Source organism: Spirosoma terrae, from assembly GCF_010435915.1.
Classification (GTDB): Bacteria; Bacteroidota; Bacteroidia; order Cytophagales; family Spirosomataceae; genus Spirosoma; species Spirosoma terrae.
Map to the genome: position 1 here is coordinate 241,198 of NZ_JAAFZH010000007.1, position 21,448 is coordinate 262,645.

Below are 21,448 nucleotides of genomic sequence, written 5' to 3' on the forward strand. Positions count from 1 at the left end.
TATATTATATTGAACAATCAACATATATCCAAGACTTACCTCAAGGTTTGGCATCTTAATTGTTGATTAATTTTAAACAACCTTTTACTATATTTATTAGTAAACTAATTATAAATGAAAAATTACACTATCTACTTCTAACAATAGTAATCCAGTAGGTTGATCGGACTATATACATACTGGTTATGCGGTAAACTTTTTACCAATCGAATCCTTTGTCATTGTCGAATTTCATAGCGAAAACTTCGTCGCCCCACACTGATAGGCTAAGCAACAATAGCCTAATTCCATCTCCCTCCCCTGCGGCTAAGTCTGTTATTTTACGAGATGGTGAAAACCGTCAGGATGAGGTTTTAGCTCTATCGTTTTAATATGGCAGTATTTTCGAGAATCAGATGTAAATGGGTTTCAAATGGGCCTTTTTCTCCCCCAAGCCCCTAAAGTCGAGTTCAGCTACATGATCCAAAACCCAAATAGGCTTGTCTTTGGCTCATGTATTGTTTAGTATAGATTCATTTAGCGGCCTGTGCGAATTTGGGCCACTAAGAGATCGTATTCGATCCTGCATGGGCCTACACGTAGCGCCTGATTAAGGAAAGAACCACAAATTGATCTACGGACAAAACGGATAAATTGCTAGCGCGAAAACGTAGCCGGGCCAGAATCAGGTAAGCTTGGTTTTTAAGGCAATTACGATCGTCAAACCGTTGCCGTTTAGGGAAACAGGGCGAAAATGTCGTAGATTTGTGCTAGAAGATGAGCAGGAAAAGCCCGATTATGTAAACCAGGTACCTTTACGCACTCAATCGAGCGTCAGTTTCCAACCAGGAAAACCTAACTTTTCTTAAATTATTTGCATAAATAACCACGGCTGGCAAATCATTCGTTATTTTGTATAGTTTACTTTAAAAAGACACTGGCTATTGGTCGTTAACTTCTATTTTGTTCATTAACTTCTAAAAGTCAGCGTTCCTGTGAAGCATGAGGCAATCGCTAATACATCTTGTTCTGGGAGTAAGCCTGATTCTCTTGTCGGGCCTTTTTACATCTACATTTGCTCAGGGGCAAGACCGGCAGGTGACATTTACCGGATTCCTGACTGGCGGGAAAACGAATGAACCGCTACCTGGTGCCTACATTTACATCCCGAAAGCAGGTCGGGGCGTATTGTCGGCTCCTAATGGCTATTTTGCATTACCCGTCTTTCCCGGCGACAGTATCATCTTTAGTTACGTCGGTTACAAAACGCAATATCACATTATTCCAACCCGGCTGGCCGACCTCACGTACTCGGCGGTAGTTGCGCTTCAGGAGGATGTAAAAACACTGGCCGAAGTTAAAGTCTATCCCTATGCCACAGAGGAATTGTTTAAAGAAGCCTTTGTCAATCTAAAGTTACCAGACGAAAAAGAGCGGGAAAACCTGGCCCGAAATACCAGCCCCGAAGCCATTATGCGTCAGGCGGCCACAATGCCAATGGGCGCGCTGGCCAATCACCAGAATTTTGTAAATCAGCAGTTTTTCGGCCGCGAATCGGTCGTGGGCCGCAGTCAGGCCACCACGTTCTCGTTCACGAATCCGTTCGCCTGGGCTAACTTTATCCGATCAGTCAAACGGGGAGAGCTAAGTAATAAAGAATGGCGTAGCGAGGTTAACAAAGCTCCGCGCGAAAACGTATCAAGGAAAGATCTTCTTCAATCGAACGATTAGATGACTGCTACGTTCCAGCTAGCTGGAACGTAGCAGCTTACCCATCTATTGGCCATTTTTTCAGCTGGGTCGTTTCTCCGTCAAATACAGCATACGTTTTTGCCGATACCCATTCGCCTAAATTGATATACCGGCTATTCCTGGAAACAGCCAAATCTAAAGGCAGATGACGGTGGCCAAAAATGTAGAAATCGTGATGTACACGCGCTTCTACTTCACGGCAATATTGCATTAACCACTCCCGATCCTCGCCCAGGAAATTCTCCTCTCCTTTTTCCTGATTGCTAATCCGACTCCGGCGCGACCAGGCCTGCGCTATACCAATACCGAGGTCAGGATGTACAAACCGGAACAGACGCATAGCCAGTTTGCTTTCAAAAACACGCTTTAACTTTTTATAGGTATAATCGCCCGGCCCCAGCCCATCGCCATGACCGATCAAAAAGCGCTTATCACCAATATCGTAAGCGCGCGGGTTTCGATAAACCGGAATTCCCATTTCCTGCGTGAAATACGAATCCATCCACATGTCATGGTTGCCGGTAAACAATACAATGGGCAGACCAGCATCTGTTAATTCAGCTAGTTTTCCCTGCAACCGGATAAACCCTTTTGGAATACTACGTTTGTATTCGAACCAAAAGTCGAAAACATCACCTACCAGAAAAATAATACTGGCATCGTGCCGAACGGTATCGAGCCAATCGACAACGGCCCGTTCGCGCAGACGACTCTGTTCTGGAGAAGGAGTACCTAGATGGAAGTCAGAAGCAAAATAAGCCTTACGGCCAGGAGTAAGCGGAATAATCTCGATATCAGGCATGCATACGTCAATTCGCCCGTAAAACTACATAATCCATACCGTTTGCTCACTCATCAGTTACCGTTCACTCAGTGAACAACGACCAATGTGTTCAAAAAAAGCATCTTTGTTTATAGTGAACCTTAATCTCTACTCGTATGAAAATGCGTTTAATGACCATTGGCCTGTGCTGCAGTAGCGCGTTAAACGTTCAGGCGCAGGTAACCATATCCAATCCCGGCAGAGTTGTGGAACGTAACGTCGAGTATCGGGCCAACAGCAAAATTGATCAGGGAATCAATAAAGGGCTGGATAAGATTGAAGATGGCGTAATGGGTATTTTCAAGAAAAAAGACAAATCCAAAGCGCCCCAAACACCCCAGTCCACTAATCCTCCGACCGACACTCCCAATGATAGTCAAGCCGATAATTCCGGAAATCCAACCGACACGCCAAACCGGGCAGGCGGCAGCACCGATAATCGATCCGACAACGCCAACGCGGCTGTCAGCAAAACACCGGCCTCGCTAAAATCGTACAGCAAATTCGACTTCGTACCGGGCGAAAAAGTGATCGCTATAGAAGACTTTATGCAGGATGCAATAGGCGATTTCCCGGCAAAATGGAATTCCAGCGGCTCCGGCGAGGTAGTTACTATCGACGGCAAACCCGGACATTGGCTGATGCTATCAAAGCAGGGTGAATACCTGCCAGAGTTCATTAACAGCCTTCCAGAAAATTTTACGTTACAATTCGACTTAGCCGCCAACGAAAAGTTCAGCTTCTATTCCACCTATCTTTTTGTAAATATGGTTGCTATGACTAATCCGGCCAAAGAGTTTACGAAATGGGGGCGTTTTCCGCAACCTACCGACGGGGTGCGGGTTGGTCTGCATCCGCAGAATGCCGGAAGTTCTGGTCAGACTGGCATAACGCAATTTATTACGTATACCAAGGGCGATGAACTGATGAAAAACGAAACCGATCAGCGGGCGTTCAATACAACCAATCATAACGTAGTGAAAGTATCGATGTGGCGACAAAAACAGCGACTGCGGGTATATGTCGATGAAAGCAAAATCTGGGACATTCCGCGCGCTTTTCAGCCGGGTGTTACGTACAATGGTGTGGTGCTTTCAACCGCCGATATGCACAACGATCTGGATCGATACTACGTTGGCAATCTCCGGCTGGCCATTGGTGCGCCCGATACCCGTAACAAACTCCTGACAGAAGGCAAATTTGTTACTCACGGCATTTTATTTGACACCAATTCCGACAAAATCAAGCCCGAATCATACGGGGCCCTGAAAGATATTGCGAACGTACTGACGGAGAATGTCGACGTAAAAGTACGTATTGTCGGGCATACCGATTCGGATGGCGACGATGCGTCTAATTTGGCATTATCTCAAAAAAGAGCCCTGGCGGTAAAGACAGAGCTGGTTGCTACGTTCGGTCTTGATGGCAGCCGAATGGAAACCGATGGTAAAGGCGAGTCCCAACCCGCCGAACCCAATACGAGCGCAACCGGTAAGGCCAATAACCGCCGTGTGGAGTTCATCAAGCTGTAAGATTGCCTAAAAACAACGGAACGTTTAACATGGTATGTAAGAAAACGCTAATTTTGGCTTTTCTCACAATAACTCATGAAAATTAAATCACTGATACTGGCATTACCTGTACTGTGTTTCGCTTGCGGTACTGCTACTGACACATCCGATCCTGCTTACCAGGAAAGCGCTAGCCCAATTCTGGCTAAACGAGTAGCAGGGGTACAAACGCTGACCAGCAACGCCATTTACGATAATCCTTGCCATATTCTGGGCGAGGAGTATGTTCGTTCGGCGTTAAATCTAGACGAAAAAACCGAAATTAGTGAAGTGGCTCAGCATGATGGATGCGAGTTCGAGTGGGCTGGCAACAAAGCGCAGGTTTCCTTTAATGGGTATAAACCGTATCCTTCGATTGATTTTGCCAGCTATAATTTCGATAAACTATACCAAAATAAACCAGCGAAAGCAGCCGCTCCTGTTGTTGAGCCTACAGAAGTAGCGCCTGAAACAGAAGGAACAGCCGCAGAAACAGAAGCCCCTGGTAAAGAACACAAAGCCGAGGAGCCAAAACAATCGCACCCGTCGCCGGGCATTACGTCGGCTACCGCTCCTCATACCGAAGCGGCTGTTAGCCAGGGTTCTTTCGAGGCTGTATCTGGTATTGGCGACAAAGCTGTCTGGAACGCAACAACCGGCGCTCTGCACGTTTTGTATATTAATCACATTATCAACGTAACGGTAGAATCGAAAGCCAAAGAAGAGGTTCGTAAAGAACAGGCGCAGAAAATTGCCGAAGTGCTCATCGAGAAAATTGCAGCTAACGAGTATACCCGTCTGCTGTAATTTCGTCTTATTCCATAAAAAAGGCCGTTACGTGAATGTAACGGCCTTTTTTTGTAGTATCCCTTTTCAGCGAATAGACCTACGCTACGTTCAGCCTAACCTATCAGACGGGTTTCGCTTTCATCCATTCACTACAAATACGTGATTACCAAACCAATCGCATAGTATATTTGGGTATACTACGTTAACTGAACCCGACTCAATCTATGCCTGCTCCAATACGTGTACTACTAACAGATGATCACGAAATTATTTTAGACAGCTTATCGCTTTTATTGAGCCGTATTGACGGTGTAGAGGTTGTAGGTACGCTGGTTGACAGTCGGAAGGTCATCGATTTTTTACACGTAAACGACGTCGATATTCTGTTGACAGACATGGATATGCCCGATTTAAACGGCATCAATCTCACCTTACAGGTCCGCCAGCATTGCCCACAAATTAAAGTGCTGATGCTAACCGTTTCGGAAGATGCCAATAGCATTCGGGAAGCTTTTCGGGCTGGTATCTCGGGCTACGTTATGAAAAAAGCCGGAAAGGCGGAACTGGAGAAAGCACTACGTACCATTGCGCGGGGCGACAAATATTTTTCCGAGTCGGTTATGACACAACTCGTTGCCTTACCTATGGAACCAGTTCGGGTTGCCGACGAAGCCCCGGCTCCGCTGGCTCCGTTGACTGATCGGGAACTTGAAATTATTCGGTTAATTGCTCAGGAGCTTTCCACCAACGCGATTGCCGACATGTTATTCATCAGTCCAGGAACCGTAGAAACGCACCGTCATAATATCTTACGTAAACTGGGTGTCAAGAACTCGATTGGCATTATTAAATATGCCCTGCGTCATGGACTAATTTAGTCTTTCAGTAAACAACACCTTCCCTACCCTAATGGCAATCCTCTCTACTATTTCCCGCGAATTGACCTGGTTGCAGAACACGCTTCAGTTCTACAAAAAACATTTTTTAGCGCTACTAAGCCTTGGCCTGGTAGCAGCCTTAGGAAGAGTCATTCAGCTTGGCGCATTCGGCGAAATCACTACGTCGTTTCATATACTTCTGGAAGTAGTAATAGAGTCGGCGCGTCTCCTTTTATTCGTATACGTATTGGGTTTGGCCAACGTAAAAAAAGGTGCTTCCCGTATTAAACACCTATTTACCCAGAAAGAAAATCGAAAGCAGAGTTGGCAGTCAGCTCTCCGCCGATTCCGGCAACAATGGCCTTCAGTTTTATTAAATCTTGCCGTGTTTTCCGGTATTGCCTATTCAATCAATCACCTGATTGATTTAGTAGCTTATGAAACGTGTTTGTTTTTTACCTTGAAACAAGACGGACTTATAGCGAATACGGCATCAGAATGGACAATTTTACTCTTTTTCAAAAATCTATCCGTAATTCCATTTACGTTGACTTTCGAGGCTATTTTTCTGCTTTGGATCACCGATAAACTACAACGTACACCTGCTATCGACTAGCCAGGTTGGGGAATCTGAATATCGACCAACGTACCGCCCTGCTCACGATTCGAAAGATGATACGTCCCGCCTAGTCGCTCAAGCCGGGAATGAATGTTCGTAAACCCGATTCCTGGTTCTGCCTTACCGGCCTGAATCCCCTGGCCATCATCCTCAACGGTCAGCGTTATACAACCGTTCTTCCTCAGCAACGTAATAGCAGCCTGACGGGCTCGGGCGTGTTTAAGTATATTGTTGACCAGTTCCAACGTAATGGCATACAATTCATGAGCGGTTTTACCCCGTACCTCTTCCCCGGATTCATGAACATCGACAATAAACCGGGTTCGATTCTGCACATTCAACGTTTCTGTCAGTTTGATCAACGCAGCCTGCAGCCCCTGCTTTTCCAGTATTTCAGGCATCAGATTATGGGAAATGGCCCGGATATCGTCGTACACCTCGCCCATATGATTCACCAATCGGGTATGCTCTTCCAGCTGATCGCTATCAAACTGAGACGTATCAAAGGCTTCGAATCGCCATTTCAAGGCCGATACCTTGGCAGCCACACTATCGTGGAGTTCGCTGGCTACGCGCTTGCGTTCGATGGTTTGCCCGCGATACAAAGCTGATTCGATTTCTGCATTTTTTTGCGCTAATTCGTCGTTCCGTATCCGCAAACGGCGGTTATTCCAGACAACGAACCCCGCCAGAACAGCCACCAAAACCAACGTAACCAACAGCAGATTACGGGTTTGCGACAGATTATCATTTTCTAAGGATTGAATACGGGCCTGCTGATGAGCCTGTTGTAGTCGGGCAGCCTGCTGTTTTTTTTCAAAATCGTAGGTCATGCTGGCAACCGTTGCTTTTTGCATCGCTTCTTCGTTCAGCATCGTATCGGCCTCGGCCTTGTATCGCTTGAAATAATACAAAGCCCTGGCTGGTTGTTTCAGCTTATCATAAGCTTCAGCCAATTGTCGGAGATACTCGGTGCGTTCAGGGCGCATTTCCCGAATAGGCTCCGTCCAGAGCAATCCGGCCTTCGCATAGGTAATAGTTTGGTTATATTGTTTCAGAGCCAGATAGATTCTGCCAAAATTGGCCTGAGCATTGTGCTCCATAACCGCCTGCGTTTTCTCGACCGTATTACGATACGTCTGGCCCGATAGGCGGGTGTATTCCAGGGCTTTATTGTATTGTTTCAACTGGCTATACATCCGCCCAACCGCCCCGTAAGCTCGCGCCAGACTGGCGGGTACGTACGGATGCTGGTAGGCTTCAACTTGGTCAAGATAAAGCGAAAGCGCCTGTTCATACATTCCTTTCCGCTCAAAAATCTCCCCTTTCTTACCAGCCAGAAAGACCCTAACCATTCTATCATTTAGCCGATCCGCCACTTGTTGCGCTTCGTCGAAACAGGCCATTGCTTCAGCGTAGCGATTGAGTTTTACGTAGGCCGCCCCCAGGTTAGGAAGAGTAGCCCGCAAACTCTTCCAGTCCTGAATCGATTCCTGAATACGCCGGGTACGTAGCCAAAGATTAATGGCATCTACGTATTGCCCCTCTCCCATTTTCAGTATGGCCATCTCATTCAGAACCTGCGCTTCCCACTGCCGGTCCGAAGCCTGACGCATTTTTTGCAAGGCTTTCTCCAGCAGCAATCGGGCTTCGGGCAGTTTGCTCATAATATTCTCATAGAGTTGCGCCCGGCGCAGATAGACCTGCCCTTCCAGCGACCGATTATGACTCGTAAAAGCCAGTTTCAGGGCCGTATCCAGTTGCGCATGAGCGGCTCGGGTATCCGATAAGTAATCGGCTTCAATACGGGCTAAAGCCAATCGAGCTCTGATCTCACCCGCCGGAAAGTTGACCTGACGAGCCGTAATCAATGCTTGCTGAAGCGTTTGCCGCGCCAGCGAATCGTACCCATTCCACCATAGATTGGTAGCCAGCTCATGCATGGTTTTTACCCGATTGCTATCTGGCGGCATCCCCGTCAGTTGCCGACGTAACGAGTCGATCGTTACGTTCTGAGCCAGCGTAACGCTGGCAGTTAGAAAGAGGAGAAGAAGAGAGCGCATTACGTAGTAAATCCAGAGCCTCACATAAACTAGCAAGCCAGAAAACGCTCAAAAGTATAACCATAAAATACTCATAACCAAAGACCTGTATAAAAATACAGGTTTTCCTATAGAGCGAAAATATAGGTTCCCCTACTACAGATTCAGGGCATTCCCCGATTTCCTGCCGACCCGCCACCTGCCAACTTTGTATCAGTCAAAACGACAACAGTTTTCACTCCAATATATACCCTACATCATGGCTACTCTGGTAAACCGCTACGTTATTCGCCACCTAACAGGAGCTAAAGCAAATCAGGTCGAAGAGTTCGACTACAAGAAGTATAACGAATTAACCTTTGGTCGTGCCGCCACCAATTTAGTCCGCTTCGATCCGGAACGCGACTCGGCCGTTTCCCGCGAGCATGGTAAAATTGTTCGTGAGCCGGGCAAATCGTTTCTGTTCACCGTTGTAGACAACAACTCCCGTAACGGAATTTTCGTCAATAAAAACCGGATTGCCGGTGCCGCTCCAGTTCAGCCCGGCGACGAAATCCAATTGGGCCAGGGCGGACCGGTTTTCCAGTTTGACCTGAACCCGCGCCCAGCCGAATTGATGATGAACACGCGGGTAGTCGACATTCCGGTTTCCATCAAACCCACCACCGAACTGAGCCTTACGGAAGCCGTTGGCGACTCCAACGACAGCGATGTGCTGGTTCCCCAAAAAGTAGGCTTAGGCAAACAAACGGTCGAACGCATGATGATGACCGAACGAAAAAAAACCAACAAGTCGGTTCTGTTGTCGGTGGCGGGGGTATTAGTTGTTCTCTCGGGCCTTGCGTATGCGTTTCGGGACGAACTGAACCCCAAACCCCAAACCATTACAGTTCACCACCATGATTCAACAAAAGTGATTGAACCGGTTAAGGATGGTTTAACGCCCGAGCAGATTGCCACCGAAAATACGGGAAAAGTGGTGTTCATTGAATTTGGCTACAAACTTATCCATACGGAATCGGGCGATGATGTTTACCACGAGTATATGCCAATCAAGCTACCAGATGGACGTATCGTGAATAAGGCGCTTTACATTGAAACGTCACCCGGCAAAATTGAACCGCTGCTTGGGTTGAAACAAACAGTCAAAAATGGCAAACCAATTGCCATGGCCGGAGCTAGCGGATCGGGGTTTGTGGTAACGCCACAGGGGCATATTATGACCAACCGGCACGTAGCAGCCGCCTGGAATTCATATTACTCGTTCCCGCCGGATGCCTTTCCTGGTGTTCTGCTCGTCCAGGGCGAGAAAGGCTGGGAAATCAGTCAGCAGCCAGTCCAGGAGTTCCGTTGGGTACCGTCAGAAACGCAGTTCTTTGGCAAGAAACCCATGTCGGGTAAAATCATTACGGGTGTCAATACGTACATGGACGTTACGTTCAACAAAAACGAGCAACGTTTTCCTGCCCAGGAAAAACCGGTTATTTCGGCCAAGCACGACGTAGCCATTCTAAAAATTGATCTGGGTGAATCGCTCCCCGCCGTGAAGCTACTCGATGCCGACAAAACGGTGGCTCCCGGCCAATCGATAACTGTCATGGGCTATCCCGGCATTTCTCCCGATGTGTTCGTCGGTGAATATTCGTCTGACTTCTCGAACCGTAATCCGCAGATTGTTAAAGTCCCTGATGCGACAATCACACCGGGTTTTATCGGGAAAATCCTTCGCGGACAGGCTGCGGGCAAAGCAGCAGCGTATTATAGCGAATTTGGTGATTACTACCAGCTTACTGCCAACGCAACCGGGGCCGGCAATAGTGGTGGGCCGGTATTCGACAAAGACGGTAACGCAATTGGTATTTTCTCCGCCAGCACCAGCCGCGAAGATGCTACCCGGATTACGTTCGCCATCCCCATAAAATACGGTCTGGAATTGCTGGGACGTCGGCAGGTTGTTGACTAATACGTACTGATTCGTAAGGCTTTCCGCTACTATTCACCCAAATAATACAAAAACATGGCACTCTCCCATCCCCTCCTTTACCGCATCGTTGCGGGCTACCGCCTGACCGATTACGTTGGAGCCGGGGGTATGGGCGAGGTCTTCAAAGCGTACCATGCCGAAACGGGTCGCCTGGCAGCCGTAAAAATTCTCTATCGCCCCGAATTCAAAGCCCGTTTTCAGAATGAAGCCATTGTTCAGTCGTCGCTCACCCACCCGAATATTGCCAGGCTGTATGAGTATAGTCAACTCGACGAACGACCCGTTTTGATTATTGAGTGGGTTGATGGCCAATCGCTGGATGAAGTAATTCGGCGGAAGAAGCGACTGACCAATAATGAAGCCAGTCTGATTATCCGGCAAATTATCAGTGCCGTTTCGTACGTACATCAGGCCGGGGTTATTCACCGGGACCTCAAACCGTCCAATGTGCGAATAACCCCGGATGGTCAGGTAAAAATTCTTGATTTTGGAATTGCCAAAGGAAAATACACCCCCCAATTGACCCAGGTCGGCTACGTAGTCGGAACAACCGAATTTATGGCACCTGAGCAATTTCGTGGGCGGGTCGATGCCAAATCCGACATATGGGCTCTGGGTATTTTACTGTATGAAATAACCACGGGTCATTTACCCTTTGATGATAGCAACCCAATGCTGCTACGTCAGCAGATTGAACGAGGCAGCTTTACTCGACCGCACGTACTAAACCCGTCGATTTCGCCCGAATTAGCGTCCATCATCGCTAATTGTCTGCAAACAAATCCATCACAACGGCCTTCGGGAACCGATATTCTACAGAACCTCGATCGGGAAAAGCCCATCGAACGGAATCGATTAGTTGAATCGATCTCTTCGCTGAGCGATTTCTCACTAAAAAAATGGCCTTCGGTTGCTGGCTACTGGCCCTGGCTGATTGTGCTGACCCTGGGTATAGTGGGCGTAAACCTGACCAAACGCAGGTCAGTACAGCCTGAAGAAAAAGTGGTGGCTGTTGTCGACAGCACTCCGCAATACGAAAAAATTCTGGTTGAGGTACTCAATGCCGATTACGATCTGGAGCTGATTTCGCCCGACGGCACCGTTCAGTCTAAAGAGCCCTTTCAGGTTCAGCGGATTCCGGGACAGCCTCTTTCCATTACTATTCGCCATCGAGGTGCCGAACAACAGTTTACTATTGAGCCCGGCGTGAAATCAATGTATCAATGCTATTTCGACCGATAACCGATTACTTACATGAAAAAAATTCTCGATTGGTTATTTGGTCAGAACGATCTGGCCAATCTCCCCGAAACGGGCGAATCGATAGTCGAAGCAGCCGGACCCAATGAATCGGCCGACTCCGCACCAGTCTGTGACATCAACGCGGTTGTTTTGTCGGATTTGGGGAATTTTCGCCAGAACAACGAAGATACTGGCCTGTTTGTCCGACTCGCCGATGACGCAATCCGTCGACAAAAAGGATACTTATTGCTGGTAGCCGACGGCATGGGGGGCCATCTGGCGGGTGAAATTGCCAGTCAGATGGCTGCAGAACTGATCAATAGAGAGTATTTTCAGCATCCGGAAAGTATTGAGAAAAGCTTGTTACGTGCCTTCCACATTGCCAATCGTCAGATATTCGACGAGGCCCGCAGTCACGAAAAATTTCGGGGCATGGGAACAACCTGCACGGCCATTGTTGTGCATGATCAGCAACTCTACTTCGCACATGTTGGCGACAGCCGGGCGTATCTGTTTAAGTCGGGGCAATTAATCCAGTTGACCCAGGATCACACCTACGTTCAGGAGCTACTACGAAACGGAGCGATTTCGGTGACAGAAGCGGCCAGCCATCCCGAACGTAACGTACTGACGCAGGCCATGGGCACCAAAGCCACTGTGCGCGTCGATCTGGGGCGTTGCGTATTGCCTTTCGATCTAGGCGACCGACTGCTGCTCTGCTCGGATGGTCTCTACGAATACTGCCTTGAAACGGATATCACGCAACTACTTCGTTACGACAATTTGGCTGATGCAGCCGAAGCCTTAATCGATCTGGCCAAAAGCCGGGGTGGTCACGACAACATTACGGTCGTACTGGCCGAACGAATCACCAGCGATCAGGCGACTACGTCGAAAGAAACGCGGGAAATCAATCTGCCCTTCACCCGAGACATTGACTTACACCAATGATTTCCTCTATGCAACCAATCATGAAAGGCCGACAAATCCACCATTACCGAATTGAGTCGCTCCTGGGCGAGGGTGGTATGGGCACTGTGTACCAGGCGGTAGACATCCATCTGGAGCGGTCTGTTGCCATTAAAATGCTGCATCCGCATCTGGTGAACCAGACCTCCTTTATGGAACGGTTTCGGAACGAAGCCATGATTCTGGCCCGGCTCAACCATCCGAATATTGCGGTGGTCTATAATTTCATACAGGATGGAGCAGACTATTGCATGGCGATGGAATACGTTGAAGGTAATAGTCTGGAAACACTTATCCATAAAGCGGGGGCTATTCCTCCGGCAACAGCAGCCGAAATAACGCGCCAGGGGCTTGAAGGCTTAGCGCATGCCCATCGAAAAGGGGTTTTGCACCGCGACATTAAACCCGCCAATTTGATGCTAACCCCCGAAGGAACGGTGAAACTGATGGATTTCGGTATTGCCCGAGTTGTTGGCAATCAACGATTAACGCAGGTCAATCGGGTGGTTGGTACACTTGAGTATATGGCTCCTGAGCTTATTCAGGGCGAGGCCCCATCGCCCGCTTCTGATATTTACGCTATGGGCATTCTGCTGTATGAGCTTTTGTCGGGGAAACTGCCTTTTGCCAGCCGTACAGATTACGAGCTCATGCAAACCATCATCCGCGACAAGCCCATCGCCCTTCGGAAAGTAAACGCCCACATACCTAAGGAATTGGAAACGATTGTTCTGAAAGCGCTGGACAAAAAACCGGCAAAACGGTTTGCGGATGCCAGGGAATTTCAAAAAGCCCTGCAACCCTTTTTCTCGCAGGCCCCGCAACTAAACCCCAGTCAGCTTATTGTGTCTCAAACGACCCGCGACATTTTGGCCATGCAACCCGCACGGCCAACTACGCTCGCGGCCACGCGAATTGAAAAGGGCGTTACCAATCCGGCCGGGCATTCGATTAAAACCTGGCTAGCCGAAAACTGGCAAATTGGCCTGGCCGGTGCATTAACCGCCATAGCAGTGGCCTTTATCAGCCTGATTCTACTGGACAAATCGCCTAATAACGTATCAGTCAAACCTAAGCAGGTAACCCCAAATCAGCCGAACGTTGTTGACAATCAACCAAAACAGCCCGTCCAGGAAAAAATAAAACCAGCGTCGTTAGCTACTGGCACCGTCGTTTCACGAAAACCATACGAAGCCCAACCTACGCCCGTTGAAAGCAAACCCACACCAACAGACACATATACAGAGCCCGTTGTTAAGCCCAGAGCATCGGGTACGAAGCCTCCGGCTGGCAAAAAAAATACGCCTGTTACACCGGCCCCAGTAACCCCCGTAACAACTCCTCAGGAAGAGGTTGTTACGCCACCCGTGGCCACTCTAAAACCTGAACCAGTTCCCGAACCAACTGTCCCTAAAACAACGCTACGTCGGTCGGTGACCATTCGACGGCTTCGTGTGACCCTTGCGTTATCAGACAATATTTCGTCGGATGCGGCTCAGAAAGGCCAGTCTGTTCGATTCCGGGTAACGGAGCCAGTAACAACCAACGGTCAGGTAATTATTCAGGCGGGTGCAACGGCCTATGGTGAGGTAAGCGACGTAAAAAAGGCCGACGGCGACGTATTCCGCAAAAAAAGCCTTCTGGAGTTTCGTATCCACTCCGTAGAAGCCGTGAATGGCAGACGGATATCACTACGGTCTGCTACGTTCAGCGATGAAGCCAAAGGCCAGCCCGTGTCCTTTCGTTCCGGCCAAACGTTCGACGTACGCACCGGCGACGAAACAATTGACCTTTAACCTATTTCTTATCTCACTCAAACGACACAGAATCATGCGCATTATTGTATACACGCTGGCAGTGGCCCTTTCAGTTTTCTCGATTCCGTTACAGGCACAAAGCATTCGTCAACGATCCACAACGGAAGGATTTAACCTAAGCCTGCAAGGGCATTATATGGGCTGGTCATCGGATTATTTTCAGTTCTTAGACGAACGGGCAGGCAGTGGTGGCGGTTTTAGTGGCCGGGCGGGCTTCGGTTTTAACCAGCGTTATGAAGCCTTCTTACAATACAATTACAGCGCCATCAGTGCCACCGACATCGCCGGAGAATCGTTTCGTTATACCCATTTGACACCGGGAATACGCGTCAATTTTTCAGCAACAACCCGAGCGTTACGTCCATTTGCCGAATTGGGCTACGTCTATCAAACCGGCAAAGTCGATCAGGTTCTTAATCAGGACGGCTTCCGCGACAATCTGCTTTTCAAGGGGGGCGCGGCACACATTGGGGCTGGTTTGTCTTATTTTCTTTCTCTGCCAATTGCCATAACACTGAATGGCTCAGTGCAGGCAGCCGGTAAAGCGGATGTTCAAATTAATGGACAGAATACAGGCGAACGAGCTGACCTTACGTCCTTTAGAATCTCAGCCGGACTCGTCCTGTATCTAAGCGAATTGTAATTACAACGGCTTATTCAGTTAGGCCAAGCTCCTGCTTTACCGCATCATAGTTTGTCCAGTCGACCTGCTTGGCGGCCTCTTTCGGAACAACCACCCACCGAAAGTCACCATCGATCGTTTCACCGGCTTTCTGCTGAAAACTGATAATACCCTTATCGTTCATGGCATAATAGGTGAACGATATGGACTGCTTGCCAAAACTGATTGGTAAGGCATACACGGCTTCGCCAGACGAATGGCGGTAAAAAGCGACTACAAGTCCACTTTCAACTACTGAATTTGTCACACAGCTATCCACAAATCCAGCCATGTGCAATTGAGGTGCCTTAGGACTTGCCGCCCATACGCTGGCATCGATAGTGACCCAGTCAGAAACAGTTACTTTAGGGTTCGTTGCTACGGCTTGACTCGGTAAAACAATCTCTGAATCTGGCTGACAGGCAATCATGATCAGCTGACTGGCTACCAAAACAATAGTCAAAAGAAATTTCATACGTACAGTACTCATTCTATCCACGTATATGATTCAACGACCACCGTCCTTTTATTCGTACGTAAGGCTTCACCTTTGACAAAGTTCCGAAGGCTATCAACGATGTGGCACGCTAAAAAAAATACGCGCCACGGCATCCAGTCGTGGCACGTATCGGGTAAATTTTAATGTATAAGCAAGCCAGTTCTTACAGGGCAGCCATTGGAATCTGCTCAAAAACAACGCTCGGCTGATCGCCATTCTTGAACGCTTTTCGTGGCCGAATATTCAGCGTCTGGAATAACTGCTGGTCAGCGTCTTCGTCGGGGTTGGGTGTTGTCAGGAGTTTATCGCCCGCAAAGATGGAGTTAGCTCCGGCCAGGAAACACAACGCCTGTTCTTCGGTATTCATGCGAACCCGACCCGCCGACAGACGTACCATTGTTTTTGGCATGATGATTCGGGCCGTTGCAATCATACGTACCATTTCCCAGACCGATACTCTAGGCTGATCTTCAAGTGGCGTTCCCTCAACGGGAACCAGCGCGTTAACGGGTACAGACTCCGGGTGTTCAGGCAACGTAGCCAGCGTATGCAGCATACCAATGCGATCCTGATGAGTTTCGCCCATGCCAATAATACCACCCGAGCAAACCGAAATTCCGGCTTTCCGTGCATGGCCGATGGTATCCAGCCGATCATCGTACGTACGGGTTGAAATTATATCGCCGTAGTATTCTTCGCTGGTATCGAGATTGTGGTTGTAAGCGTACAAGCCAGCATTTTTCAACTTTTCGGCCTGGCTTTCAGTCAGCATGCCTAGGGTGCAGCAAACTTCAAGACCCATTTCATTAACGCCCTGTACCATTTCCAGCACTTTGTCAAAATCGCGGTTATCGCGCACTTCGCGCCAGGCCGCCCCCATGCAAAAACGCGTACTGCCTGTGTCTTTTGCCCGCTGAGCGGCCGTCAGTACCTCATCCACTTCCATCAGCTTGTGAACTTTCACATTCGTGTGATAACGAGCGGCCTGCGGGCAATAAGCACAGTCTTCGGGACAACCGCCCGTTTTCACCGACAATAAGGTACAGACTTGCACTTCCTGCGGATCGTGGTGTTGGCGGTGAACGGTAGCGGCCCAGTAAATCAGATCCAGAACGGGCGAATTATATATCTCGGTAATTTCTGCACGAGTCCAGTCGGTGCGAAGCATAGATGTACAATTTTTAAATGACGAAACGAACCCAATACGGCACGCTCTACCCTCATAGCGATGAGTTCAGATGATCAAAAATCGTAAACCAACGCGCTTAAATCAATACCAACCGCGTTTATTTCATACCAAACAGTAAACGTAGTGCTTTAACAGGTCGGATCACGAGTAAACAAAGCCCAGCACAAACCACTAATGATGAGAGGCTTACCACTAAAAAACCGTCATAAACGCCCAGATTCGTCCGAGTCAGAACGTAGTAGCCAATCATAACGATTACGGTCTGATGAAGGATGTAGAATGGGTAAACAGCCTCATTTAGCTTCGGTAAAATCGGTTTATTGCTGTTCAGATAACGGTATCCGTAGGCAATTGTCATCAAGACCGAAAACCAGGTCAGGCCAATCCGGTTAAAACTAAATAACGTTCGGATCAATACGGTGTCATGGTCTGGATCGAGTCCGAAAAGCGGGCGGGCTGCATACAGAATGATCGTACAGATCAGGGTTGCTGCCAGAAAATACCTTCGCTGGTCGGTAAGGATCGACCAGAACTCCCGTCGGCTGATCAGTATATAACCCAGCCAGAACAGGATCAGATTCTTCATAAAATAAGCCCAGTCGTTAATAAGCGCATGGGTTTCCTGGGGAAAGAAACCGCCCAGCACCAGATCGTTAAGCAACAGAAAGCCGACTAACCACAGGGCTCCGCCCGGCTTTTCGATGAGCCCGCCAATACGGTCAACAAACCGCTGGCCGCTATCGCTTTTCAACCAGCGAAACACGGGTATGCTAACCAGTGAATACAGAAACAGATAGGCTACAAACCAAAGGTGATGCCAGCTAAAAGCGCCACCTTCGCCACCATCCTGATACGGCTGAAAACCGAATACGTTCGGATAAAACTCGCTATAGCTACCAGAAAATCGTCCACGAAACAACCATTCGAAATAAATCTGTGGTGGAACAATAACGAACATGCCGAACACGAGCGGCACAAACAATCGCTGAACTCGCTCGCCCGCATAAGCGCTAAAAGAACGCTTACGGAGCGCGAAGAATGTTCCGGCGCCTGAGATAAAGAACAGTAGCGGCATACGCCAATTGTGCAGCCATCGCATGATTAGTTCAAACGGGTAGCTGGTGGCCTTGCTTTGCACGTGCCATCCCCACGATACGTAGATCATACCCGTATGATAGAACAGCAACGTAATAATGGCAATGATACGTAACCAATCGAGGTCGTAGCGTCGGGAGGTAGACGTAGCAACGGGCTCACTAGCATCCATCGGGGTGGCTTTTGCAAGTTGTTTCGTAGGAATCATTCGATTAAAGGCGTTTGTGATCAATAGGCCAAAATTCAGCCCTAAAAAGCCCAAAAACCCTCTCCCCCGATAACCATGAAGTTCGCGCCGACCGGGACGAAGTCTTTTCCTACTCTACAAAGCCCGTTGACGAATATTCGGAGCTGCTACGTATCCGGCTTATATCAAATCGAAAAATGAGAGATTTTCTGGTTTTTCGATGCGATAGGCTTTGAGCCATTTTTTCAATACGCTGAGATCCGTGAACGCTTTCAAATCGGCTTTAATCTGTTTGATGTCGCGCTTGATTTGGCTGATATCACTATTGAGGCTAAATTCCAGTGCAATGGGCGAGTTAATTAGATAGGCTGGTCTTCCCGTCATCCCCGACAGTTGGCTCTGCAACGTAAATAACTCATCATCAATCTCCTGCGCCTGTTGTTTCAGAATTTTATTGTAGTATTTGAGCTGCTCTTCTGCCAGATTTTCAAGGTGTTGCTGATCGATACGTTCAAATTCGAGCTGTAATCGCAGCAACGCCAGCAGATCGCCTTTTTCATACGCTTCCGTTACGCGGTGCATGATGTCGGTCTTCCGCTGTTTTTCGGTTTCGTCGGGCTCGCGGTCGGGATGAAAGGTTTTCACCAAATCCATGTATAACGTCCGAACCGCCTTGGTGATGCTACGTTCTTCCGCTAGTTTTTTGGCTTCCCGTTCCTGCTGTTTTTCTGTTTTCGGCTTTTTAGCGCGTTTTTCCTGAGCCTGCTGCCGCCTTTCCGTTTCAGCGGCTTCCCGTTGAGCGATTTGTTCCTGCACATACGCCGTCATCTTCTGAGGATCGCTAACATCTGCGTTCTCATCGAACTGAATGCCAAACATACTGCTCATCATTTCCTTCATCAGGTCGGCCGTCAACTCATCCGATTCGGCATTGGTTTGATCGAAACCCTGGTCATCGTATTTATCATAAATGACTTTGAGGTCTGATAGTCCATACGTATCGATCAGTTCAAAAGCCATCTCCTGAATCAGATGAGCCAGCTTTTTCTTTTCCGTTTTTGTTAGCTTGCTTTCTTCATAAGCGCGGTCGAACATACGTACCATATCGGCCCGAAAGTTGGCGTACTGCTCCACCAACGGGCGATAATCTCTCTGAACACGTTGCTGGATTTTCTCGGCTGCGTTACGGAGGTCGGTTAGTTCAGCACTTACCTTTTCTATTTTACGAATCAGTCGATTAAATTCTTTCTGCGATTTCGATAAAATAGCCTTTTCTTTTGCGGTTCCGATTTGAACAAGTTGCTGTTGTCCCGACATGAGCGAATGGTTGTTCGATTACTGATGACTTATGCATAATCAGCTGCTACGTATCTATCCAAACGTAACAGCTGATTATAAAAGTAATCAATCGACCCACAATCATCCAGCCCTAAGGCTACATTTAATCATTCCCAATTCGCTACGGCAATTTATAAGCGACTACGTAGTCACCGAGTTTTGTGCCTAGTTTGCCGTGGCCACCGGCGGCAATCACTACGTATTGTTGCCCATTCATCTGGTACGTCATGGGCGTAGCCTGCCCGCCCGCCGGTAAGGCTGCCTCCCACAACAAGCTACCAGTCTGGCGATTAAAAGCACGAAGATGGCCGTCTAAACTGGCGGCAACAAACACTAGTCCGCCCGCAGTAACCGTTGCTCCCCCAAAATTCAGCGAGCCCCATTCTTTAGCCTGCGGGTATTTGGATAAGTCCATCATGTAGCCCAGTGGCACTTCCCAGGCTAATGACCCTTTCGTCAAATCAACTGCTACCAGCGTTCCCCAGGGCGGTGGCGTCTGCATCGTAATGCCTTCTTTGCCAATTTTAAACAGGTAGCTCCGTTTCATTACGTATGGTGTTCCGGCTTGCATACCGGTTTCAGCCCGCAGGAGTTCTTCGTTGTTTTTTACAGAAGCCGCCAACTTTTCTCTGGGGAGCAGTTGGATGATAGCCGCCATTCGGTTGACATTCGTAATCAATAGACCGGATACAGGATCATAACACATCCCCCCCCAATGCACCCCACCAACATTGCCTGGCGCCATGATAGTCCCCTGCAGAGAAGGAGGTGTAAATGGGCCTTCATAACGTAGTCCACTAATCCGCTGATCGGCAACCGCCTTTTCAGCGGGCGTTACACCCCATGTCTCAAACTTTTGTAAACCCAGCAGTGGCAACGTAGTGGGAAACGGCTGAGTAGCGTGAGCGATTTCGCCCGGAACTGTCGATTTTGGCACTGGCCGTTCGTCAACGGGCAGCAGTGGAGCGCCTGTTTCCCGGTGCAGGATAAACAGGTGTCCCATTTTAGTACCTACCGCAACGGCAGGTATTTTCTTTCCGGTTTTTATGAACGTAAACCGTAAGGGCTGAGCAGCATTATCGTAATCCCACAAATCGTGATGAACCGTTTGGTAATGCCAGACAACCTTGCCCGTCGAAGCCCGAATCGCCACGATCGAACTGGCGCATAGATTTTGTCCTAACCGTTCCCCTCCGTAATAATCAGGGCTGGGGCTGGTGGTCGGAATAAACACCAGGTCGCGTTCCGGATCAGCCGATATGATCGACCAGGCATTGGCGGCTCCCGTCTGGTGGGCATTTTCTCCTTTCCAGGTATCGAATCCGACATCTCCTTTTGTCCGGGGAATTGGGTCCCAGCTCCAACGTAACGCGCCAGAAATTGCATCGTAGGCCCGCACGACACCCCGTTCATAGTTGAACCGCTGATTGTCGCCCATCGACGAACCCACCACAATCATATTGCCAATAACGGCTGGTGGCGACGTAACGCTGATATTACCTAACCCTTGGCGCAAATCGACGCTTCCTTCTTTTCCGAACGACGTAACAGGCTTACCAGTGGAAGCTTCCAGCGCAATCAGCCGACCATCGAGTGTGGCGACAAAAATACGCTTCCCCATCGCAGCCGAAGCACGCTTATCAGTAGTTGCTGGCCAGATCGATACCCCGCGCGACGTAATTTCGGATAAATCCTGACGCAGATAGACGTCAGGATCGTACGCCCATTTTTTCTGTCCAGTCGCGGCATCAATGGCAAAAACCCGAGAGGTGGGCGTACTAAAAAACAACGTACCGTCTACCATAATTGGCGTGGCCTCGAAGGCCGCCTTTTCTTCAGCATACGTGCCTTTATAAAGCTCCAGCTCGCCCGTCCGAAATGTCCAGGCGACGGCCAGTTTCTTTACGTTGGACGTATCAATCTGTTTCAGCGGGGAAAACCGCATACCGCCAGCATCGTTGCCATAAGCGGGCCATTCAACGTTATTAGTCGGTTGTGCGCCAACCAGTCTGTAAGCCAAAAGTAAGATAAGAGA

General features: G+C 48.7%; 17 protein-coding genes. 10 read left to right on the forward strand and 7 right to left on the reverse strand.

Going from position 1 to position 21,448, the window contains the following annotated elements:
• Positions 1-981 precede the first annotated feature (981 nt).
• Complete coding sequence (locus GK108_RS17335; RefSeq protein ID WP_163951246.1) at positions 982-1,710, forward strand: carboxypeptidase-like regulatory domain-containing protein; 729 nt, start codon at positions 982-984, stop codon at positions 1,708-1,710.
• 37 nt (positions 1,711-1,747) lie between these two features.
• On the opposite strand, the gene GK108_RS17340 is transcribed toward GK108_RS17335, so the two are convergent.
• Complete coding sequence (locus GK108_RS17340) at positions 1,748-2,533, reverse strand: UDP-2,3-diacylglucosamine diphosphatase (protein ID WP_163951248.1); 786 nt, start codon at positions 2,531-2,533, stop codon at positions 1,748-1,750.
• 137 nt (positions 2,534-2,670) lie between these two features.
• Here GK108_RS17340 and GK108_RS17345 point away from each other — a divergent pair, with 137 nt between their 5' ends.
• From GK108_RS17345 to GK108_RS17360, 4 genes are all read left to right on the forward strand, one after another.
• A complete protein-coding gene (locus GK108_RS17345; RefSeq protein WP_246224943.1) occupies positions 2,671-4,086 on the forward strand; it encodes an OmpA family protein in 1,416 nt (471 codons plus the stop codon).
• Between the two features lie 75 nt (positions 4,087-4,161).
• Positions 4,162-4,911, forward strand: a complete 750-nt coding sequence (locus tag GK108_RS17350) for a hypothetical protein (RefSeq protein WP_163951251.1) — start codon at positions 4,162-4,164, stop codon at positions 4,909-4,911.
• A gap of 206 nt (positions 4,912-5,117) precedes the next feature.
• Positions 5,118-5,771: a response regulator gene (locus tag GK108_RS17355; protein ID WP_163951254.1), complete on the forward strand. Its 654-nt coding sequence runs from the start codon at positions 5,118-5,120 to the stop codon at positions 5,769-5,771.
• A 31-nt stretch (positions 5,772-5,802) separates the two neighbouring features.
• Positions 5,803-6,387 (forward strand): hypothetical protein, encoded by a 585-nt coding sequence (locus GK108_RS17360; protein WP_163951257.1) that lies wholly within the window; start codon positions 5,803-5,805, stop codon positions 6,385-6,387.
• Here GK108_RS17360 and GK108_RS17365 read toward each other — a convergent pair.
• Positions 6,384-8,453 carry a tetratricopeptide repeat-containing sensor histidine kinase gene (locus GK108_RS17365; protein WP_163951260.1) on the reverse strand — a complete coding sequence of 690 codons (2,070 nt, stop codon included), beginning with the start codon at positions 8,451-8,453 and terminating at the stop codon, positions 6,384-6,386. The two genes, GK108_RS17360 and GK108_RS17365, sit on opposite strands and share 4 nt — an antisense overlap.
• Before the next feature lie 238 nt (positions 8,454-8,691).
• Here GK108_RS17365 and GK108_RS17370 point away from each other — a divergent pair, with 238 nt between their 5' ends.
• From GK108_RS17370 to GK108_RS17390, 5 genes are read left to right on the forward strand one after another with little or no spacing between them, the layout of a single operon-like run.
• Positions 8,692-10,395, forward strand: coding sequence for a trypsin-like peptidase domain-containing protein (locus GK108_RS17370; RefSeq protein ID WP_163951265.1), 1,704 nt, complete (start codon positions 8,692-8,694; stop codon positions 10,393-10,395).
• A gap of 54 nt (positions 10,396-10,449) precedes the next feature.
• Complete coding sequence (locus GK108_RS17375; protein ID WP_163951267.1) at positions 10,450-11,658, forward strand: serine/threonine-protein kinase; 1,209 nt, start codon at positions 10,450-10,452, stop codon at positions 11,656-11,658.
• 12 nt (positions 11,659-11,670) lie between these two features.
• Positions 11,671-12,609 carry a Stp1/IreP family PP2C-type Ser/Thr phosphatase gene (locus GK108_RS17380; protein ID WP_163951270.1) on the forward strand — a complete coding sequence of 313 codons (939 nt, stop codon included), beginning with the start codon at positions 11,671-11,673 and terminating at the stop codon, positions 12,607-12,609.
• An 8-nt stretch (positions 12,610-12,617) separates the two neighbouring features.
• Positions 12,618-14,423: a serine/threonine protein kinase gene (locus GK108_RS17385; RefSeq protein ID WP_163951273.1), complete on the forward strand. Its 1,806-nt coding sequence runs from the start codon at positions 12,618-12,620 to the stop codon at positions 14,421-14,423.
• Between the two features lie 34 nt (positions 14,424-14,457).
• Complete coding sequence (locus tag GK108_RS17390; RefSeq protein ID WP_163951275.1) at positions 14,458-15,087, forward strand: outer membrane beta-barrel protein; 630 nt, start codon at positions 14,458-14,460, stop codon at positions 15,085-15,087.
• 10 nt (positions 15,088-15,097) lie between these two features.
• On the opposite strand, the gene GK108_RS17395 is transcribed toward GK108_RS17390, so the two are convergent.
• From GK108_RS17395 to GK108_RS17415, 5 genes are all read right to left on the reverse strand, one after another.
• A complete protein-coding gene (locus GK108_RS17395; protein ID WP_163951278.1) occupies positions 15,098-15,580 on the reverse strand; it encodes a hypothetical protein in 483 nt (160 codons plus the stop codon).
• Positions 15,581-15,767: 187 nt separating this feature from the next.
• The gene (gene bioB, locus GK108_RS17400; RefSeq protein ID WP_163951281.1) at positions 15,768-16,772 is read right to left on the reverse strand and encodes a biotin synthase BioB; all 1,005 of its coding nucleotides are present in this window, start codon (positions 16,770-16,772) and stop codon (positions 15,768-15,770) included.
• Positions 16,773-16,890: 118 nt separating this feature from the next.
• Positions 16,891-18,096 carry an acyltransferase family protein gene (locus GK108_RS17405; protein ID WP_317166544.1) on the reverse strand — a complete coding sequence of 402 codons (1,206 nt, stop codon included), beginning with the start codon at positions 18,094-18,096 and terminating at the stop codon, positions 16,891-16,893.
• A gap of 159 nt (positions 18,097-18,255) precedes the next feature.
• A complete protein-coding gene (locus tag GK108_RS17410; RefSeq protein ID WP_163951284.1) occupies positions 18,256-19,392 on the reverse strand; it encodes a hypothetical protein in 1,137 nt (378 codons plus the stop codon).
• 142 nt (positions 19,393-19,534) lie between these two features.
• Complete coding sequence (locus GK108_RS17415; RefSeq protein ID WP_246224944.1) at positions 19,535-21,433, reverse strand: pyrroloquinoline quinone-dependent dehydrogenase; 1,899 nt, start codon at positions 21,431-21,433, stop codon at positions 19,535-19,537.
• Between the last annotated feature and the right edge of the window lie 15 nt (positions 21,434-21,448).

What these genes read in the sequence shown, in the direction of transcription:
- GK108_RS17335 (WP_163951246.1), top strand. Translation starts at nt 982, where the DNA reads ATGAGGCAATCGCTAATACATCTTGTTCTGGGAGTAAGCCTGATTCTC.
- GK108_RS17340 (WP_163951248.1), bottom strand. Translation starts at nt 2,533, where the DNA reads ATGCCTGATATCGAGATTATTCCGCTTACTCCTGGCCGTAAGGCTTAT.
- GK108_RS17345 (WP_246224943.1), top strand. Translation starts at nt 2,671, where the DNA reads ATGAAAATGCGTTTAATGACCATTGGCCTGTGCTGCAGTAGCGCGTTA.
- GK108_RS17350 (WP_163951251.1), top strand. Translation starts at nt 4,162, where the DNA reads ATGAAAATTAAATCACTGATACTGGCATTACCTGTACTGTGTTTCGCT.
- GK108_RS17355 (WP_163951254.1), top strand. Translation starts at nt 5,118, where the DNA reads ATGCCTGCTCCAATACGTGTACTACTAACAGATGATCACGAAATTATT.
- GK108_RS17360 (WP_163951257.1), top strand. Translation starts at nt 5,803, where the DNA reads ATGGCAATCCTCTCTACTATTTCCCGCGAATTGACCTGGTTGCAGAAC.
- GK108_RS17365 (WP_163951260.1), bottom strand. Translation starts at nt 8,453, where the DNA reads ATGCGCTCTCTTCTTCTCCTCTTTCTAACTGCCAGCGTTACGCTGGCT.
- GK108_RS17370 (WP_163951265.1), top strand. Translation starts at nt 8,692, where the DNA reads ATGGCTACTCTGGTAAACCGCTACGTTATTCGCCACCTAACAGGAGCT.
- GK108_RS17375 (WP_163951267.1), top strand. Translation starts at nt 10,450, where the DNA reads ATGGCACTCTCCCATCCCCTCCTTTACCGCATCGTTGCGGGCTACCGC.
- GK108_RS17380 (WP_163951270.1), top strand. Translation starts at nt 11,671, where the DNA reads ATGAAAAAAATTCTCGATTGGTTATTTGGTCAGAACGATCTGGCCAAT.
- GK108_RS17385 (WP_163951273.1), top strand. Translation starts at nt 12,618, where the DNA reads ATGCAACCAATCATGAAAGGCCGACAAATCCACCATTACCGAATTGAG.
- GK108_RS17390 (WP_163951275.1), top strand. Translation starts at nt 14,458, where the DNA reads ATGCGCATTATTGTATACACGCTGGCAGTGGCCCTTTCAGTTTTCTCG.
- GK108_RS17395 (WP_163951278.1), bottom strand. Translation starts at nt 15,580, where the DNA reads ATGAAATTTCTTTTGACTATTGTTTTGGTAGCCAGTCAGCTGATCATG.
- bioB (WP_163951281.1), bottom strand. Translation starts at nt 16,772, where the DNA reads ATGCTTCGCACCGACTGGACTCGTGCAGAAATTACCGAGATATATAAT.
- GK108_RS17405 (WP_317166544.1), bottom strand. Translation starts at nt 18,096, where the DNA reads ATGATTCCTACGAAACAACTTGCAAAAGCCACCCCGATGGATGCTAGT.
- GK108_RS17410 (WP_163951284.1), bottom strand. Translation starts at nt 19,392, where the DNA reads ATGTCGGGACAACAGCAACTTGTTCAAATCGGAACCGCAAAAGAAAAG.